The 17586-nt window shown below is 70.5% G+C and carries 20 protein-coding genes; 15 read left to right on the top strand and 5 right to left on the bottom strand.

Annotated elements, in window-relative coordinates; genetic code table 11:
* The first annotated feature begins 32 nt into the window (after positions 1-32).
* From EP26_RS09620 to EP26_RS09605, 4 genes are all read left to right on the top strand, one after another.
* Positions 33-479 (top strand): GcrA family cell cycle regulator, encoded by a 447-nt coding sequence (locus tag EP26_RS09620; protein ID WP_043338085.1) that lies wholly within the window; start codon positions 33-35, stop codon positions 477-479.
* 166 nt (positions 480-645) lie between these two features.
* Positions 646-1512, top strand: a complete 867-nt coding sequence (locus EP26_RS09615) for a DMT family transporter (protein WP_043338082.1) — start codon at positions 646-648, stop codon at positions 1510-1512.
* Positions 1513-1615: 103 nt separating this feature from the next.
* Positions 1616-2302 (top strand): class I SAM-dependent methyltransferase, encoded by a 687-nt coding sequence (locus EP26_RS09610; protein ID WP_408735095.1) that lies wholly within the window; start codon positions 1616-1618, stop codon positions 2300-2302.
* Between the two features lie 9 nt (positions 2303-2311).
* Positions 2312-4045 (top strand): ABC transporter ATP-binding protein, encoded by a 1734-nt coding sequence (locus tag EP26_RS09605; protein ID WP_043338081.1) that lies wholly within the window; start codon positions 2312-2314, stop codon positions 4043-4045.
* A 7-nt stretch (positions 4046-4052) separates the two neighbouring features.
* On the opposite strand, the gene EP26_RS09600 is transcribed toward EP26_RS09605, so the two are convergent.
* The 3 genes from EP26_RS09600 to EP26_RS09590 are packed head-to-tail and all read right to left on the bottom strand — an operon-like array spanning position 4053 to position 5913.
* Positions 4053-4709 carry a lytic transglycosylase domain-containing protein gene (locus tag EP26_RS09600; protein WP_052388995.1) on the bottom strand — a complete coding sequence of 219 codons (657 nt, stop codon included), beginning with the start codon at positions 4707-4709 and terminating at the stop codon, positions 4053-4055.
* A gap of 33 nt (positions 4710-4742) precedes the next feature.
* Entirely contained in the window at positions 4743-5513 is a 771-nt protein-coding gene (locus tag EP26_RS09595; RefSeq protein ID WP_043338079.1) for a glucose 1-dehydrogenase, read from the bottom strand.
* Between the two features lie 4 nt (positions 5514-5517).
* Positions 5518-5913 (bottom strand): (R)-mandelonitrile lyase, encoded by a 396-nt coding sequence (locus EP26_RS09590; protein ID WP_043338078.1) that lies wholly within the window; start codon positions 5911-5913, stop codon positions 5518-5520.
* Positions 5914-6012: 99 nt separating this feature from the next.
* Here EP26_RS09590 and EP26_RS09585 point away from each other — a divergent pair, with 99 nt between their 5' ends.
* Positions 6013-6906 carry a LysR family transcriptional regulator gene (locus EP26_RS09585; RefSeq protein WP_043338076.1) on the top strand — a complete coding sequence of 298 codons (894 nt, stop codon included), beginning with the start codon at positions 6013-6015 and terminating at the stop codon, positions 6904-6906.
* A gap of 91 nt (positions 6907-6997) precedes the next feature.
* Here EP26_RS09585 and EP26_RS09580 read toward each other — a convergent pair whose 3' ends face one another.
* Positions 6998-8305 carry an Nramp family divalent metal transporter gene (locus tag EP26_RS09580; RefSeq protein ID WP_043338075.1) on the bottom strand — a complete coding sequence of 436 codons (1308 nt, stop codon included), beginning with the start codon at positions 8303-8305 and terminating at the stop codon, positions 6998-7000.
* A 136-nt stretch (positions 8306-8441) separates the two neighbouring features.
* Here EP26_RS09580 and EP26_RS09575 point away from each other — a divergent pair, with 136 nt between their 5' ends.
* From EP26_RS09575 to EP26_RS09535, 10 genes are all read left to right on the top strand, one after another.
* On the top strand, positions 8442-8768 hold the full coding sequence (locus tag EP26_RS09575; RefSeq protein ID WP_043338074.1) for an ArsR/SmtB family transcription factor: 327 nt from the start codon (positions 8442-8444) through the stop codon (positions 8766-8768).
* 192 nt (positions 8769-8960) lie between these two features.
* Entirely contained in the window at positions 8961-9875 is a 915-nt protein-coding gene (gene coxB, locus EP26_RS09570) for a cytochrome c oxidase subunit II (RefSeq protein WP_043338073.1), read from the top strand.
* Between the two features lie 31 nt (positions 9876-9906).
* Entirely contained in the window at positions 9907-11502 is a 1596-nt protein-coding gene (gene ctaD / locus EP26_RS09565) for a cytochrome c oxidase subunit I (protein WP_043338071.1), read from the top strand.
* Between the two features lie 83 nt (positions 11503-11585).
* Complete coding sequence (locus EP26_RS09560) at positions 11586-12509, top strand: heme o synthase (RefSeq protein ID WP_043338070.1); 924 nt, start codon at positions 11586-11588, stop codon at positions 12507-12509.
* Positions 12509-12637 carry a hypothetical protein gene (locus EP26_RS38090; RefSeq protein ID WP_281177075.1) on the top strand — a complete coding sequence of 43 codons (129 nt, stop codon included), beginning with the start codon at positions 12509-12511 and terminating at the stop codon, positions 12635-12637. The genes EP26_RS09560 and EP26_RS38090 overlap by 1 nt, the downstream gene beginning before the upstream one ends.
* A 4-nt stretch (positions 12638-12641) precedes the next feature.
* Positions 12642-13259: a cytochrome c oxidase assembly protein gene (locus tag EP26_RS09555; RefSeq protein WP_043338069.1), complete on the top strand. Its 618-nt coding sequence runs from the start codon at positions 12642-12644 to the stop codon at positions 13257-13259.
* 86 nt (positions 13260-13345) lie between these two features.
* Complete coding sequence (locus tag EP26_RS09550; protein WP_084112421.1) at positions 13346-14197, top strand: cytochrome c oxidase subunit 3; 852 nt, start codon at positions 13346-13348, stop codon at positions 14195-14197.
* Between the two features lie 95 nt (positions 14198-14292).
* On the top strand, positions 14293-14976 hold the full coding sequence (locus tag EP26_RS09545) for an SURF1 family protein (RefSeq protein ID WP_043338068.1): 684 nt from the start codon (positions 14293-14295) through the stop codon (positions 14974-14976).
* The gene (locus EP26_RS09540; RefSeq protein WP_043338067.1) at positions 14973-16457 is read left to right on the top strand and encodes a carboxypeptidase M32; all 1485 of its coding nucleotides are present in this window, start codon (positions 14973-14975) and stop codon (positions 16455-16457) included. The genes EP26_RS09545 and EP26_RS09540 overlap by 4 nt, the downstream gene beginning before the upstream one ends.
* Positions 16458-16546: 89 nt before the next feature.
* Complete coding sequence (locus EP26_RS09535) at positions 16547-16963, top strand: MarR family transcriptional regulator (RefSeq protein ID WP_245624351.1); 417 nt, start codon at positions 16547-16549, stop codon at positions 16961-16963.
* On the opposite strand, the gene EP26_RS09530 is transcribed toward EP26_RS09535, so the two are convergent.
* Positions 16941-17579 (bottom strand): SOUL family heme-binding protein, encoded by a 639-nt coding sequence (locus EP26_RS09530; protein WP_052388994.1) that lies wholly within the window; start codon positions 17577-17579, stop codon positions 16941-16943. The genes EP26_RS09535 and EP26_RS09530 overlap by 23 nt on opposite strands.
* Between the last annotated feature and the right edge of the window lie 7 nt (positions 17580-17586).

Below are 17586 nucleotides of genomic sequence, written 5' to 3'. Positions count from 1 at the left end.
ATATCTGGTAGGCCGGGCTAGGGGAGAACCACATGGAGTGGACGGCAGAGGCTATCGACCAACTCCGCGCCTATTGGGCGGAGGGTCACTCCACCGCCGAGATCGGCCGGCGCATGGGCATCTCCAAGAACGCGGTCGTTGGCAAGGCCCATCGCCTCAACCTTGATGCCCGACCGAGCCCCATCCGCCGCGAGGCCGAAGCCGATGGCGAACGCGCCGCGCAGCCACGCCGCACCACTCCACCGGTCCGTGACGCCGCGCCGCTCCGCCGCCTGGAGCAGCCGGCCTCCCCGCCTGCCGCCGTGGTGCGCCCCTTCCAGCGCGTCTCGGCGCGGACCTGCTGCTGGCCGCTCGGCGAGCCGGGCACGCCGGAATTCCGCTTCTGCTCGGGCGATGCGCTGACCGGCAAGCCCTACTGCCAGGAGCATGCCTCCGTCGCCTATGTGAAGGCCCGCGACCGGCGCGAGGATGCGGCGTAAACTCCCCACGACAATGCTTCGCGTTGCCGCGGGGGCCCCGGTGAGGGCGCCCACGGCCCCGCGTCTTGCATCCCTGCCGCGGCAAAGCCGCGTCAGGGCTCGGGATGGTTGCCAAGCGAGCCCTGCCCAGCGATCCTGACGAAATGTTCATCCTAATCGCCAGCCGATGAGTGGCTGGCTCGCCGGGCTTCTCCTGCAGGTCGCGGCCCTCGCCGTCTTCGTCTGCATGGACACGCTGCTGAAGGTGATGACCGCCTTCTACGCCGTGCCGCAGCTGATGTGGGCCCGCTTCCTCTTCAGCCTGATCGCCGTCGCCCTGCTCTTCCGCCTGACGATGGGACGGCTGCCCTGGCGCTCCCGCGCGCCGGGGATGCAGGCCGCGCGCAGCCTGATGCTGGCGGGCGCCAACCTCATGTTCTCCTCGGCGCTGCCCTACCTGCCGCTCGCGGATGCGACCGCCATCGGCTTCGCCTCGCCCCTGCTGACCGTGGCGCTCGCCGCCCTCTGGCTGCGCGAGCGGGTGAGCGCGCGGCGCTGGGCCGGCGTCGCCATCGGCCTCGGGGGTGTGATGGTGGCGCTCCGCCCACCCTTTCTCACCGGCGCCGAGCCGCCGCACTGGGCCGCCATCCTGCCGCTCGGCACCGCCTGCATGTTCGCCGTCTACCAGATCCTGACGCGCAAGCTGGCCTCGATCGACGACCCGCGCACCACCATCCTGCATACCGGCTTCGCCGGCTGCGTGGTGACGACGCTGGTCCAACCCTTCTTCTGGATCTGGCCGCCCGCCCTCGACTGGCCGTTGCTGATGCTGCTCGGCCTGTTCGGTGCGCTCGGCCACGGGCTGCTGGTGCTGGCCTACGCTCGCGCCCCGGTCAGCCTGCTGGCGCCGCTCTCCTATACCCAGCTGCTCTGGGCGAGCCTCTCCGGTATCCTCGTCTTCGGCGACTGGCCGGATGGCTGGACCCTGCTCGGCGGCGTGGTCATCGCCCTGGGCGGCATCCTGGTTGCCCTGCCGGATCGGAAGCCGGCTTGATCGATCAACAGAGGTTTCATCCGGAACCTTCGACCCCGGCCCCCGCTTGCGTCCCAGTCGCGCTTGGTCTAGCGCATGGGCCTCGACCGAGGAGAGCCGGGTCATTTCTCACGCCAGGCTGGAACAGCCCCACCACAAGCAGATCGACCGCGACCCGCATCCGCGGGCGGCGCTGGACGCCGGCGCGGTGCGCGACGCCTATCGCCGCTGGGCTGGCGTCTACGACGAGGTCTTCGGCGGCGTCTCCGGCGCCGGCCGCCGTCGCGCCGTTGCTGCCGCCAACCGCCTGCCGGGCGACCGGGTGCTGGAGGTCGGCGTCGGCACCGGCCTCGCCCTGCCGCTCTACGAAAAGCGCAAGCAGGTCGTCGGCATCGACCTCTCGAGCGACATGCTCCGCCGCGCCCGCGACCGCGTCGCCAAGGAGCGCCTCGGCAACGTCACCGGCCTGCTCGAGATGGATGCCGAGTCCATGGCCTTCGAGGATGGCAGCTTCGACATCGCCGTCGCCATGTTCACCGCGACCGTGGTGCCCGATGCCCGTCGCCTGTTCCGCGAGATGCGCCGCGTCGTCCGCCCTGGCGGCGAGTTGCTCTTCGTCAACCATTTTGCAGCGGAAGGCGGTCTCCGCTGGTGGGCCGAGCGGACCTTGGCGCCGCTCTCCCGCGTGCTCGGCTGGCACCCGGACTTCGCCCTGACCGACCTGCTGGACGACCCGCACCAGGCCGCCGAGATCGAGTCCTGCCCGCCCTTCGGCCTCTTCACCCTGGTGCGGGTGCCGAACCAGGGCTGAGGCCCGCCCATGCTGCGTCAGTTCCTCGCCTGCTACCGGCCGCATCTCCGGCTAGTGGCGCTCGACTTCGGCTGCGCTGCCCTCTCGGGCATGCTGGAGCTCGGCTTCCCCATCGCCGTGCGCGCCTTCATCGACCGGCTGCTCCCGGTCGGCGATATGCAACTGATCCTGCTGGCCGTGCTGGCGCTGCTCTCGGTCTATGCGGCGAATGCCGCGCTGATGGCGATTGTCACTTATTGGGGCCATGTGCTCGGCATCGCCATCGAGACGGAGCTGCGCCGCCGCGCCTTCGACCACCTGCTGAGCCTCTCCCACCGCTTCTTCGACCAGGGCAAGACCGGCCATCTGGTCGGCCAGCTCACCAAGAACCTCGAGGATATCGGCGAGGTCGCGCATCACGGTCCGGAAGACCTGCTGATCGCGCTGCTGACCTTCCTCGGCGCCTTCGCCCTGATGCTCTGGGTCAACCCGGTGCTCGCCCTGCTGACGGCGCTGATCGTCCCGGCGGTGGGCCTGGTGGTCGCGCGCTACGGCGGGCGGATGACGCGGAACTGGCAGGCGCAATTTGGCCGGGTCGGCGCCTTCAACGCCCGGATCGAGGAGGCCGTCGGCGGCATCCGCGTGGTCAAGGCCTTCGCCAACGAGGCGCATGAGCGCGCCCTCTTCGCCGCCGACAACGACCGCTACCGCCGCACCAAGCTCGACGCCTACCGCATCATGGCGGCGAGCCAGACGCTCAACTACCTCGGCATGCGCCTGGTCCAGCTCGCCGTCATGCTCGCCGGCGCGGTGCTGATCACCCGCGGCGCGCTGTCGGTCGGCGATTTCGTCGCGTTCCTGCTGCTGGTGGGCGTCTTCTACCGGCCGCTCGAGAAGATCAACGCGGTGATCGAGACCTACCCGAAGGGCATCGCCGGCTTCCGCAGCTACCTGGAACTGATGGCACAGCCGGCCGAGATCGCCGACCGCCCCGGCGCCCGCCCGGCCCCCGGCCTCCGCGGCGCCATCCGCTACGAGGGCGTGACCTTCGGCTACGCCCCCGGCCGTCCCGTGCTCTGCGGCATCGACCTCGACGTCGCGCCCGGCACGACGGTCGCGCTGGTCGGCCCCTCCGGCGCTGGGAAGACGACGCTCTGCTCCTTGCTCCCGCGCTTCTACGAGCCTTGGAGCGGCCGCATCACCATCGACGGCATCGACATCCGCGACATCACCCTCGCCAGCCTGCGCGGCCAGATCGGCATCGTGCAGCAGGATGTCTTCCTCTTCGCCGGGACCATTCGAGAGAACATCGCCTATGGCTGCCTCGGCGCCTCCGACGCCGCCATCGCCGAGGCCGCCCGCCGCGCCCGGCTCGACGGGCTCATCGCCGAGCTGCCCCAGGGGCTCGACACCCCGGTCGGCGAGCGCGGCGTCCGCCTCTCCGGTGGCCAGAAGCAGCGCCTCGCCATCGCCCGCGTCTTCCTGCGCAACCCGCCTGTCCTCATCCTCGACGAGGCGACCAGCGCCCTCGACACCGAGACGGAACGCGCCATCCAGGCCTCGCTCGCCGAGCTAGCCGAGGGCCGCACCACCTTCATCATCGCCCATCGCCTGGCGACCATCCGCGGGGCGGACCGCATCCTGGTCGTGACCGGGGAGGGGATCGCCGAGCAGGGCACCCATGCCGAGCTGCTCGCCGGCCGGGGCGCCTACCGCTCGCTGCACGAGGCACAATTCGGCCCGGAGCGCCTGGCCTCGACCTGACGCCGGATCAACCCCGGCCGCAGGCGACCCTCGGCCTCACCCCGCCACCGCCCCGCCGGATGACGAGCGCCGGCTGCCGCCCCGGCGCGCAGAGCCCGGCCAGGCTGCGGGCGGGGAGGGGGACGCTGCCCCCCTTCGCCCAGGCTGCCCCGAGCCGCGCCAGAACCACCCGCCGCTGATACCCCGCCCTGCGCTCCGGGTCGGCCGAGTGGTATTGCGCAATGGCCTCCGCCCAATTCCCCGTCCGCCCCCGCAGCTCCAGCAGGAAGCGCACCGCGTAGCGCACATTCGTCGCCGGATCGAACCCCTCCGCCACGCCAGGGAAGGCCTCCGGATGGTAGAACAGGTTCACCTGCATGCAGCCGATATCGACCGAGCGCTGCCCCCTCGCCAGCAGGCCCGACACCGCGGCGACGGCCGCCTCCCGCGTCGGCTCGGCATGACCCTCGCCCGCGGCATTCCAGCTCCAGGGCCAGGGCTCGAAGCGGCCAGTCCGCGCATCGCCCCGCCCGGTCTCGACCAGCGCGATCGCCAGCAGCAGCCCCGGCGGCAGGCCGGAGCCGCGCTCGGCGGCGGCGATGGCGCGCCGGCACGCCGTCCACGGGTCGTCCTGCGCCCGGGCCGGGCCGGCGAGGAGGATCAGGCAGAGCAGGAGCCAGCGCATGGGCGGCAGGCTAACCGCCGCCGCCCACCGCCGTCAGCCCACCGTCTGCCCGCCATCGACCACCATGGCGAGCCCGGTCACGAAGCCCGCCGCATCCGAGCACAGCCAGAGCACCGCCTCGGCGATCTCCTCCGGCCGGCCCATCCGCCCGACCGGCTCCTGCGCAATCACCCTCTGCTGCCCCGCTTCCGTGCCGCCGGCGAAGCGCTGCATCATCGGCGTGTCGATGATGCCGGGGCAGACCGCATTCACCCGGATTCCCGACGCTGCATAGTCGAGCGCCGCCGACTTCGTCAGCCCGATGACGCCGTGCTTCGCCGCCACATAGGCCGCCTGTCCCGCGAAGCCCTTCACCCCCGCACCGGATGAGGTGTTGACGATCGCACCGCCCCCCTGCCGCAGCATCAGCGCGATCTCGTGCTTCATGCAGAGAAACACGCCGCGGAGGTCGATGCGGTGGATCCTGTCCCACTCCTCCTCGCCGATCTCCGCCGTCGCCCGGATCGGCTGCTCGATTCCGGCATTGTTGAAGGCGATGTCGACCCGCCCGAAGGCCTCGGCCGCCGCGGCGAGGGCGGCTTCGATATCCGCCGCCCGCGCCACGTCGCAGCGGAGGGCGAGCGCCCGGCCGCCGAGCGCCTCGATCATCCGAGCCGTCTCCCGGTTGCCCTCATCCGCCACATCGGTGACCGCCACGCTGGCGCCCTCGCGGGCGAAGGCCAGCGCCGTGGCCCGCCCGATGCCGTTCGCCGCCCCGGTCACGAAGGCGACCTTCCCCGCCAGGGTCCCGTCTCGCTGCGTCATCGCCCTAGGCTCCGTACTGCTCGTCGCTGACCTGCTCCATCCAGGTGACGGCGCTGCCGTCGAGCTTCTCCTGGATGGCGATATGGCTCATCGCCGTCGCCGGCGCGGCGCCGTGCCAATGCCGCTCGCCGGGCGGGAACCACACCACGTCGCCCGGCCGGATCTCCTCCACCGGGCCGCCCTCGCGCTGCACCCGGCCGCAGCCCGCGGTGACGATCAGCGTTTGGCCGAGCGGATGCGTATGCCAGGCGGTCCGTGCCCCCGGCTCGAAGGTGACGAGGGCACCCGCCACCCGCGCCGGGTCGGGCGGGCTGAACAGCGGGTCGATCCGTACCGTGCCGGTGAACCACTCGGCCGGCCCCTTGCCGGAGGGCTGCGAGCCCGCGCGCCTGATCTCCACCACCTGTCTCCTCATCATGCGTCGATCGGGAAGCTAGGCGCTGGGATTACCCCCGATTAGCTGGCAAAAGCGGCATGAGGTCATGAGCCAGGTTCATCAATGCCGCGGGACAGCGTCCACGACCTGCACGCCTTCCTCGCCGTGGCACGGGAGCGGAGCTTCACCCGCGCCGCCGCGCGGCTAGGCCTGTCGCCATCGGCGCTGAGCCACGCCATCCGCGGGCTCGAGGAACGCCTCGGCCTCCGCCTGCTGACCCGCACCACCCGCAGCGTCGCGCCGACCGAGGCGGGCGAGCGCCTGCTCGGCACGCTCGGCCCGGCCTTCGACGCCATCGACCGGACGCTGGCCGCCCTCACCGCCCTACGCGAGACGCCCGCCGGCACCATCCGCATCACGGCCGGCGAGCATGCGGCCGAGACGCTGCTCTGGCCCGTCCTCGAGCGCCTGCTGCCCGGCTACCCGGACATCAAGGTCGAGATCGATGTCGATAACAGCCTGACCGACATCGTGGCCGGCCGGTACGATGCCGGAATCCGCCTCGGCGAGCAGGTGGCGCAGGACATGGTCTCGGTGCGCATCGGGCCGGACCTGCGCATGGCCGTGGTCGGCACCCCCGCCTATCTCGCCCAACGAGGCAGGCCGACGACGCCGCAGGACCTCACCGGGCATGCCTGCATCAACCTGCGCCTGCCGACCCTCGGCGGCCTCTATGCCTGGGAGCTGGAGCAGGACCGGCGGGAGGTGCGGGTCCGGGTGGACGGGCCGCTGGTGGTCAACACCGCTCCGCTTCTCGTCAAGGCCGCGCTGGCCGGCCTCGGCCTCGCCTGCATCTTCGAGGACCAGGTGCAGGCGCCGATCGCGGAGGGACGGCTGGTCCGGGTGCTGGAGGACTGGTGCCCGCCCTTTCCCGGCTACCACCTCTACTACCCGAGCCGACGCCAGCCGACACCGGCCTTCGCCCTGCTCGTCGAGGCGCTGCGCCACCGCGGCTGAGCAGCCGGGCCGGGCTCCGTTCGCGCCGGCTCACAGGCCCCGCCTCGACCCATTGCCCGGTCGGGCAAACCAATCCGATCAGGAATTCGCCCTACCCGGCGAAGTCCCAGAGCAGCTTCAGGTTCATCGCCACGATGACGACCGTGCTCGCCCAGCCCAGCACCACCTGCCAGCGCGGCGCCGCCTGCGGCCCGAGCCGCGTCTTATCCCCGGCGAAGAGCATCAACGGTATCACGGCGAAGGGCAGTTGCAGGCAAAGCACCACCTGGGAAAAGACCAGCAGCTCCGCCGTCCCGCTTTCGCCATAGAGCCAGGTGACGATGATCGCCGGGACGATGGCGATCAGCCGCGTCACCAGCCGCCGCAGCACCGGCGGCATGCGCAGGCCGAGGAAGCCCTCCATCACCACCTGCCCGGCCAGCGTCGCGGTGACGGTCGCGTTCAGCCCGCAAGCCAGCAGCGCCACGGCGAAGAGGGTGGCCGCCATCGCCGTGCCGACCATCGGCGCCAGCAGCTCATGGGCCTCCTGGATCTCCGCCACCTCGGTCCGCCCCCCGGCATGGAAGACCGCCGCCGCGGTGATGAGGATCGCCGAGTTGACCAGCAGGGCCAGCGTCAGTGCCACCGAGCTGTCGATGGTGGCGAAGCGGATCGCCTCGCGCCGGTCCGCCACCCCGTCGCCATAGGCCCGCGACTGCACCACCGCCGTATGCAGGTAGAGGTTGTGCGGCATCACCGTCGCCCCGAGGATGCCGATGGCGATGTAGAGCTGCCGCTCGTCGGTGACGATCGAGGCGCTCGGCACATAGCCGGCGAAGACCGCCGCCCAGTCCGGCTGGGCGAGCACCATCTGCGCCGCGAAGCAGCCGAAGACGAGGAACATCAGCCCCGCCACCAGCGCCTCCAGCCAGCGCACGCCCCGGTGCTGCAGCCAGAGGATCAGCAGCGCATCGAGCGCCGTCAGCACCACTCCGGCCAGCAGCGGGATGCCGAAGAGCAGGTTGAGGGCGATCGCCGTGCCGATCAGCTCGGCGAGGTCGGTGGCGCAAATGGCGACCTCCGCCAGCGCCCAGAGCACCAGGTTCACCGGCCGGGGGAAGCGGTCGCGGCAAAGCTGCGCCAGGTCCCGCCCCGTCGCGATGCCGATCCGGGCGCAGAGCGCCTGCAGCAGCATCGCCATCAGCGAGGAGGCCAGCGCCACCGCGAGCAGCGTGTAGCCGAAGGCCGAGCCGCCGGCGAGCGCGGTCGCCCAGTTACCGGGGTCCATGTAGCCGACGGCGATGAGGTAGCCCGGTCCCACGAAGGCGCCGAGCCGCCGCAGCCACCCCGCGGCATTGGGGATGCGGACGCTGGCATGCATCTCGGCCAGGCTGAGATCCTCGGGCGGCCGCCTCAGCATGCGGCCAATCCCGCACGGATGGCTGAACAGGTCTTCAACTGTTCAAAGGTTCCTTGTTTTTCAGTAGGTTATCCGTTACGTCCAGTTGCGCCCGCCTGGCTTTCCTGTCAAGGCATGGGAGCAGGGGTGAGGGCAGATGCGCGCACGAATCCGGATCGGCGACGATCAAGTGGTTGAATTGGCGGAAATGTTCCGCCTGATGAGCGACCCGACGCGGCTCAAGATCATCCTCGCCTGCCTCGACGCCCCGGCGGCGGTGGGCGAGATGGCGGAGCGCCTCGGCATCTCCGCCTCCCTCGTCTCGCACCACCTGCGCCTGCTGCGCGCGGCGCGGCTGCTCCAGGCCGACCGCCGCGGCCGCCAGGTCTTCTACGCGGTGATGGACGAGCATATCCGCTCCATGCTCTCGGACATGGTTGACCACGTCGCCGAGGTCGATGCCGAGGCCGAATCCGCACCCTGAATTGCGTCCCCTCCCGGCCGGACTTGCGCTTCGCGCGCCGGCCCTCACTTGTGCGGTGCGGTGCTGCGCGACTATGGTCCGGCCGCGTCGCCTCAGCCTCTTCGGGGCGCGGCGACGCGTCGGCCGGCTGGTCCGGACGGCAGGACCTTTCTCAGGCGGTGCGCGCACCGCGCGCGGCGGGCGGGACACGGGATGCAGCGGGTGATCGGTCAGTGGTTGGGTAGGGCATCGAGGCTGGCGCTGGCCGGCCTGCTCGCGCTCGGGGGTGCCATGGGCACGGCCCTGGCGCAGGATAATCGCAGCTCCGGCGGCACGGTAGGCGAGACCCACTCGTCCCTCGGCGCCCCCATCCCCTGGGGCCTCGGCCTGCAGCCGGCCGGCGGCCCGGTGAAGGAGGCGATCCACGACTTCAACACCCTGGTGCTGTGGATCATCATCCTCATCAGCATCTTCGTCACGGCTTTGCTGGCCTACTGCATCTGGCGCTTCCGCGCCTCGGTGAACCCCACGCCGTCCCGCACCAGCCACAACACCACCCTCGAGATCGCCTGGACGGTCGTGCCGGTGCTGATCCTGCTGATCATCGCCATCCCCTCCTTCCGCCTGATCTACTACGAGGACCGGGCGCGCGATGCGGACCTGACGATCAACGTCCAGGGCCGGCAGTGGTACTGGCACTATGCCTACCCGGATAACGGCGACTTCGCCTTCGACAGTCGCCCGATCCCGGACGAGGACCTGAAGCCCGACCAGCTCCGCAACCTCGCGGTGGACGAGCCCCTGGTCATCCCCGTTGGCGCCAATATCCGCGTGCTGACGACGGGCCAGGACGTGATCCACAGCTTCTTCGTGCCCTCGCTCGGCGTGCAGAAGTATACGATCCCGGGCCGGACGCTGGAGACCTGGTTCCGCGCCGACCAGCCGGGCACCTATTACGGCCAGTGCAACCAGATCTGCGGGACCAATCACTGGTTCATGCCGATCATGGTCCGCGCCGTGCCGCAGGCCGAGTTCCAGGCCTGGGTCGAGGAGGCCAAGAAGAAATACGCGGCGAATGACGGCACGCCGGCCGAGGCCAGCACCCGCATCGCCGAGCTGAGCCGGTAACCGGCTGACCCTTTACACCAGAGGCGGACCCATGGCGCACGCCACAGACGCACATCACGACGGCCACCACGACCACGCCCCCGGCTTCGTCGCGCGCTGGCTGTTCAGCACCAACCATAAAGATATCGGCACCCTCTACCTCATCTTCTCGATCTTCGCCTCGCTCCTCGGCGTCGGCCTGTCGATGCTGATGCGGATGGAGCTGCAGCAGCCCGGCCTGCAATTCTTCTCCAGCGGCCAGGCCTGGAACACGGTGGTGAGTGCCCATGGCCTCATCATGGTGTTCTTCGTGGTCATGCCGGCGCTGATTGGCGGCTTCGGCAACTGGTTCGTCCCGCTGATGATCGGCGCGCCGGACATGGCCTTCCCGCGGATGAACAACATCAGCTTCTGGCTGCTGGTCCCGGCCTTCCTGCTGCTCGGCGCCAGCCTGTTCATCGGCGAGGGCGCGGGCGCGGGCTGGACGATCTATACCCCGCTCTCCGACAGCGCCTACCACCCGGGCCCGTCGATGGACCTCGCCCTCTTCTCGCTCCACCTCGCGGGCGCCAGCTCCATCATGGGCGCGGCCAACTTCATCACGACCATCTTCAACATGCGCGCGCCGGGCATGACGCTGCACAAGATGCCGCTCTTCGTCTGGTCGATGCTGATCACCGCCTTCCTGCTGCTGCTGGCGGTGCCGGTGCTGGCCGGCGCCATCACCATGCTGATCACCGACCGCAACTTCGGCACGGCCTTCTTCAATCCGGCGGGCGGCGGCGACCCGGTGCTGTTCCAGCACCTGTTCTGGTTCTTCGGCCACCCCGAAGTCTACATCATGATCCTGCCGGGCTTCGGCATCATCAGCCACATCGTCTCGACCTTCAGCCGCAAGCCCGTCTTCGGCTATCTCGGGATGGCCTATGCGATGACGGCGATCGGCGTGGTCGGCTTCGTGGTCTGGGCGCACCACATGTTCACCAGCGGAATCGACGTGGACACGCGGGCCTACTTCATGGCCGCGACCATGGTCATCGCCGTGCCGACGGGCATCAAGATCTTCTCCTGGATCGCCACCATGTGGGGCGGCTCGCTCGACCTGCGGACGCCGATGCTCTTCGCCATCGGCTTCATCTTCCTCTTCACCCTCGGCGGCGTGACCGGCGTGAAGCTGGCCAATGCCAGCGTCGACGTCATCCTGCACAACACCTATTACGTCGTGGCGCACTTCCACTACGTGCTGTCGCTCGGCGCCGTCTTCTCGATCTTTGCCGGCTTCTACTACTGGATCGGCAAGATGAGCGGGAAGCCCTACCCCGAGTTCTGGGGCAAGGTGCATTTCTGGATGCTCTTCGTCGGCGCCAACCTGGTCTTCTTCCCGCAGCACTTCCTGGGCGCCCAGGGCATGCCGCGCCGGTACCCGGACTATCCGGACGCCTTCTGGGGCTGGAACCTGGTTTCCTCGGCCGGGGCCTACATCTCCACCGCCTCGATGTTCGTCTTCTTCTATGTCTGCTGGAAGACCTTCGCCTCAAAGGAGCACCTGGCCGACAACTACTGGGGCGAGGGGGCGACCACCCTCGAGTGGCAGGTGAGCAGCCCGCCGCCCTTCCACACCTTCGAGGAGCTGCCGCAGGTTCGTTAAGCCCGCGTCAGGTCACAGAGAAAGCGCCACATCCCGCAGTCCGGGGTGTGGCGTTTTTCATGGGGAGGGCCTACATCGCCCCCATGAGCGACGTCACCGCAGCCGCACCGCCGCAGGACCTGTCCGAGGTCAAGGACTGGGTCACCCTCCTCAAGCCGCGCGTCATCTCGCTGGTAGTGCTCACCGGCATCTGCGGCCTGCTCGTCGCCCCCGGCCACCTCCACCCGACGCTCGCCATCGCCGCCGTGCTCTGCATCGCGCTCGGCGCCGGCGCCTCGGGCGCCATCAACATGTGGTACGACCGCGACATCGACGCGGTCATGCGCCGCACCCAGAACCGGCCCATCCCCGCCGGGCGGATCGAGCCTGGCGCCGCGCTCGCCTACGGCGTCGGCCTCGCCGTCGCCTCAGTTCTCATCATGGGACTGGCGACGAATTGGGTCGCGGCCGGCGTGCTGGCGCTCTCCATCGCCTTCTACGTCTTCGTCTACACCGCCTGGCTGAAGCGGCGGACCTCGCAGAACATCGTCATCGGCGGCGCCGCCGGCGCCTTCCCCCCGGTGATCGGCTGGGCGGCCGTCACCGGCGACGTGACGCTGGCGCCGATGATCCTCTTCGCCATCATCTTCTTCTGGACGCCGCCGCATTTCTGGGCGCTCAGCCTCTTTGCCCATGCCGATTACGAGAAGGTCGGCGTGCCGATGCTCCCCGTCACCCATGGCGCGCGGGAGACGCGGAAGCAGGTCCTCGTCTACACCCTGGTGCTGCTGCCGCTGACATTGCTGCCGACGCTGCTCGGCTTCGCGGGCTGGCTCTATGCCGTCGCCGCCCTTCTGCTCGGCGCCGAATTCCTGCGTCACTCGATCGCCGTCTGGCGCGACGAGCAGGACGAGGCCGGCCGCAGCCTCACCGGCGACAAGCCGGCGAAGAAGGCCTTCCGCTACTCGCTGCTCTACCTCGCCCTGCTCTTCATGGCGCTCGCCGCCGACAAGGCCCTGCTCGGCTGATGACGCCCGAGCAACGCCTCGATTTCGACCGCCGGCGCCGCCAGAAGAACTGGGCGGTGGTTGGCGTGCTGGTCCTGCTCGTGGTGCTGTTCTTCGCCATCAGCACCGCCCGCGTGTTGAGGGGTTGATCCGATGACGCCCGCCGAGATCCTCCGCCGCCGCAACCGCCGCCTCGGCCTCGTGGTCGGCGGCGGCGTCGCCTGCATGGTCGGCCTCGCCTTCGCCTCCGTGCCGCTCTACGACATGTTCTGCCGGGCGACCGGCTATAACGGCACCGTGCAGACCGGCGGCCCCACCGCGCCCGGCGCCGCCGCCGACGCCAGGGCGATGACGGTCCGCTTCAACGCCAATACCCATCCCGGTCTGCCCTGGCGCTTCACCCCGGAGGCGCCGAACGTCTCGCTCCGCGTCGGCGAGGAGGGGCTGGGCTTCTACCGGGCCGAGAACCTTGCCGATCGCCCCGTCACCGGCATCGCCACCTACAACGTGACGCCCGAGGTGGTGGGCAAGTATTTCCACAAGACCGCCTGCTTCTGCTTCAACGAGCAGACGCTGGAGCCGGGCCAGCGGGTCGACATGCCGCTCACCTTCTGGATCGATCCGGCCATCGCCGACGACCCGAACACGCTCGGCATCCGCACCATCACCATCAACTACACCTTCTTCCGCAGCCTCGACGACGCCGCCCGTTCCGGCGCGTTGGCCAATGCCGGCCAGCATGTCGGCCCGGCCCGCACGACGACGCAATAGCCGCCTCAGGGCTTGATAACGGCCGGTTTTTGGGGATTGATGCGCCCCGACCGGCGGGCCTCCTCCCGCAGAGATCAGGACGCGCAATGGCCAGCTCCACCGACATGACGGCGACCGCGGAACCCGCGCCGCTCCACAAGCACCCTTACCACCTGGTCGATCCCTCGCCCTGGCCGCTGGCCGGTGCCTTCGCGGGCGGCGCCCTGGTGCTCGGCATCGTGCTGCTGGCGCATTACGGCATCCACTGGATGCTCTATCTCGGCGTCGCCAGCGTGCTGGCCGTGATGTTCTTCTGGTGGCGCGACGTCATCCGCGAGGCCCGCACGCCGGGCATGCACACGCCCGTCGTGCGCATCGGCCTGCGCTATGGGATGATGCTCTTCATCGCCTCGGAGGTGATGTTCTTCGTCGCCTTCTTCTGGGCCTATTTCCACTACGCCCTCTACCCGCAGCACGTCTCCGGCGCGGTGGAGGCGATCTGGCCGCCCAAGGGCATCCTCACCTTCGACCCCTTCGGCCTGCCCTTCCTGAACACGATGATCCTGCTCCTCTCCGGCTGCACGGTCACCTGGGCGCATCACGGCCTGCTGCACAATGACCGCAAGTCGCTGATCACGGGCCTCGCCCTCACCGTGGCGCTCGGCCTCTCCTTCACCGCCTTCCAGGTGGTCGAGTATGCCGAGGCGCCCTTCAAGTTCACCGGCGGTGTCTATCCCTCGACCTTCTTCCTGGCGACCGGCTTCCACGGCTTCCACGTGATGGTCGGCACCATCTTCCTGGCGGTCTGCCTGGTCCGCGCCATCAAGGGCCACTTCACCGCGCAGCGCCACTTCGGCTTCGAGGCGGCCGCCTGGTACTGGCATTTCGTGGACGTGGTCTGGCTCTTCCTCTTCGTCTGCATCTACTTCCTCGGCGCCGGCGAGATCGCCGAGCACTGATCCACCCCGGGCTCCCCATCGAGGGCCGCCGTCCGCATCCGCGGCGGCGGCCCTTTCCTTTGGCGGTCGCCCGATCCGCCCCATATCGGTGAGCGATGCGCCGCCTCCTCCTTCCCATCCTCGCCAGCCTGCCGGTCCTGGCCGCGCTGATCACCCTCGGCACCTGGCAGGTCCACCGCCTGCACTGGAAAGCCGACATCCTCGACCGCATCGCGGCCGCCGAGGCCGGCCCGCCGGTGCCGCTGACGGGCCACCCGCCGCCCTACAGCAAGGTCGTCGCCACCGGCCGCCTCGACCATGGGCGCGAGGCGATGCTCGGCATCGAGCTGCGCGGCACCACCCTCGGCGCCCGCCTCGTCACCCCACTCCTCCGCCAGGGTGCCCCGCCGCTCCTGGTCGATCGCGGCTGGGTGCCGATGGAGCGGAGCCAGGGCATCGACCGGCCCGAGGGCGAGGTTGCCGTCATCGGCTATGTCCGCCAGGCCGATACCCGCGACTGGAACTCGCCGCGCGACGACTTGGCGGCCCGGCGCTTCTATGTCTTCGACCCGGCCGTGATCGGCGCCGCGCTCGGCCTGCCGGTGCCCGCTCCCTTCGGCCTCGTCGCCCTCGCCCCGCCGGGGACAAGCCCCACGGCGCTCCCCGCCGCCGCCCGCAGCCTGCCGCGGCCGGACAACCCGCATCTCGGCTATGCCATCACCTGGTACGGCCTCGCCGCCGCCCTGGTCGGGGTCGTCGCCTCCTTCCTCCTCCGCAGCCGCCGGGAGCACGCCGCATGAGCCGCACTGCCTATGCTCGCCTCGCCACCCGCTTCGCCCGCCTTGCAACGCTCGGCGAGGCCAGTGCCATGCTGCACTGGGATGCCAGCGCGATGATGCCCCCCGGCGGCGGCGCCGCCCGCGGCGAGCAGCTGGCGACGCTGGCCGGCCTCCGCCACGAGCTGCTGACTGCCCCCGAGGTCACCGACGACCTCGCCGCCGCCAGCGCCGAGGGCGAATGGGAGAGCGCCAACCTCGCCCTCATGCGCCGCGCCCACCGCCGCGCGACGGCCCTTCCGACCGATCTGGTGGAAGCGACGGAGCGTGCCAACGCCACCTGCGAGAAGGTCTGGCGCACCGCCAAGGCCCGCTCCGACTTCTCCCTGGTCCGCCCCCAGCTGGAGGAGGTCGTCCGCCTCCAGCGCGAGACCGCCGCCGCCCTCTCCGGCGCCCTCGGCCTGTCGCCCTATGACGCGCTGATGGACCGCTACCAGCCCGGCATCGCGGCCGCCGATGTCGAGCCCGTCTTCGCCGCCTACGAATCCTTCCTCGCCGAAGCGCTGCCCCGGGCCGAGTCCCTGCAAGCCGCCCGTGGCACTCCCCAGCCGCTGCCAGGCCCTTTCCCGATCGAGACCCAGCGCCGCCTCTGCCAGTCGATCTCCGCCCGCCTCGGCCTCGACTACGCCCATGCAAGGCTCGACGAGAGCCTCCACCCCTTCTGCGGCGGCACGCCCACCGATATCCGCATCACCACCTTCTACAGCGAGGCGGAGGTCGGGAAGGCGCTGATGGGCGTCATCCACGAAACCGGCCACGCCCTCTACGAGGCCGGCCTCCCCGCCGCCTGGGCTCGCCAGCCGGTCGGCGAGGCCGCCGGCATGGCCGCCCACGAGTCGCAGAGCCTACTGATGGAGATGCAGGCCTGCCGGTCGGATGCGTTCCTCGCCTTCCTCGGCGGCGAGCTGCACGCGGCCTTCGGCGGCGACCCGGCCCCCTACGCCACCGCCAACCTCGCCCGCCTCTGGCGCCGCGTCTCCCGCGGCTTCATCCGCGTCGATGCCGATGAGCTGACCTATCCCGCCCATGTCATCCTCCGCTTCCGCTTGGAGCGCGCGCTGATCGCGGGCGAGCTTGCCGTCGCCGACCTCCCTGGCGCCTGGGCCGAGGGCTTCACCCGCCTCCTCGGCCTCGCACCGCCCGACGACGCCCGGGGCTGCCTGCAGGACATCCACTGGCATGACGGCGCCTTCGGCTATTTCCCGAGCTACACCCTCGGCGCCATGGCCGCCGCCCAGCTGATGGGCGCCGCCCGCCGCGCCCTGCCGGAGCTCGACGCTTCGCTCGCCGAGGGCGACATGGCCCCGCTGCTCTCCTGGCTGCGCATCCATGTCCACGGCCAAGGCTCCCGCCTCGGCTTCCAGGACTTGCTGCGGGCCGCAACCGGCAAGCCGCTCGACCCGGAGGATTTCATGGCGCATCTCCGCAGCCGGTACTTGGGCTGATTATCTAGCTTCCTAGCTATCCCGCTCCGGTCTAGCCTGCGGCGATGCGGGACGGCTCGACGCTTGCCCATACCCAGTGGCGCCTCGGCATGAGCATCGCGCAGATCGCGCGGCGCTGGCGCGGGCGGCTGGACGCACGCATCGCCGATTTCGGCCTGACCGAGGCGCGCTGGCTCGCCCTCCTTACCCTCTCCCGCAGCGGCGACGGCATCACCCAGAAGGAGCTGGCCAACCGCCTTCTGATCGAGGGCCCGACGCTCGTTCGTACCCTCGACTGGCTGGAAGGGGAGGGGCTGGTCGAGCGCCGCAGCTCCGCCCAAGACCGGCGCGCCAAGACCCTGCACCTCACCGAGCGTGCCCTGCCGCTGATCCAGCGCATCGAGGCCGCGGCGACGGTCGTCCGCGCCGAGATCCTCGCCGGCATCCCGGAGGAGGACCTCGCCGCCTGCCTCGCCGTGCTGGAGCGCGTGGCGATCGGCCTCGCTACCCCTCCGTCCGGCGGCTGACCCGTACCACCGCCTCGTTCCGCCGCAGCGGCGGCAGCGTCCAGGGCGGATCGTAGAACCAGTCGAAGGCCTCCCCCTCCGCCCGCCACGGTCCCGCACCGAGCGCCTCCAACAGCCGCGCCCGCGCCGCGGCCGCCGCCTCCGCACCCGGTACCCCCGCATAGCGCAGCACGGCGACCCGCTCGCCGGGGACGGTGACGATGCCGACCCGCCCATCCTCCGGCACCGGCGCCGCCTCGGCGCTGGCGATCTCCGCCGGCAGGAAGAAGCGGATCATCCATCCCCCCGGCGCCGCCGATTGCCCGACCGGCGCGGTCATGGCGATCCGCGCCGAGCCCTGCGCCACGGGCGCCGTCATGGCGATCCGCGCCCGCCGCCGGTTGCCGCCGAAGATATAGCCGGCCAGCCGCCGGAACCCCTCGCGCCGCGCCGCCTCCTCGCTGTCGGCCTCGACCAGCGTCTCGGCCGCGACCCGCGGCGCATAGTCGCGGATCTCCACCTCGCCCACCCGCTCCACCACGGTGAAGCGCGGCTCCTCCGTCCCCGACCTCACGCCGACGACCGAACAGGCCCCGAGCAGCAGCCCCGAGGCGGCGGAAAGCAGTCGGCCGAGCATGCGAACA

Origin of the sequence: Belnapia moabensis DSM 16746 (genome assembly GCF_000745835.1) — a bacterium.
In the GTDB taxonomy this organism is placed as follows: domain Bacteria; phylum Pseudomonadota; class Alphaproteobacteria; order Acetobacterales; family Acetobacteraceae; genus Belnapia; species Belnapia moabensis.
This window is presented reverse-complemented; position numbering and strand designations above follow the sequence as displayed.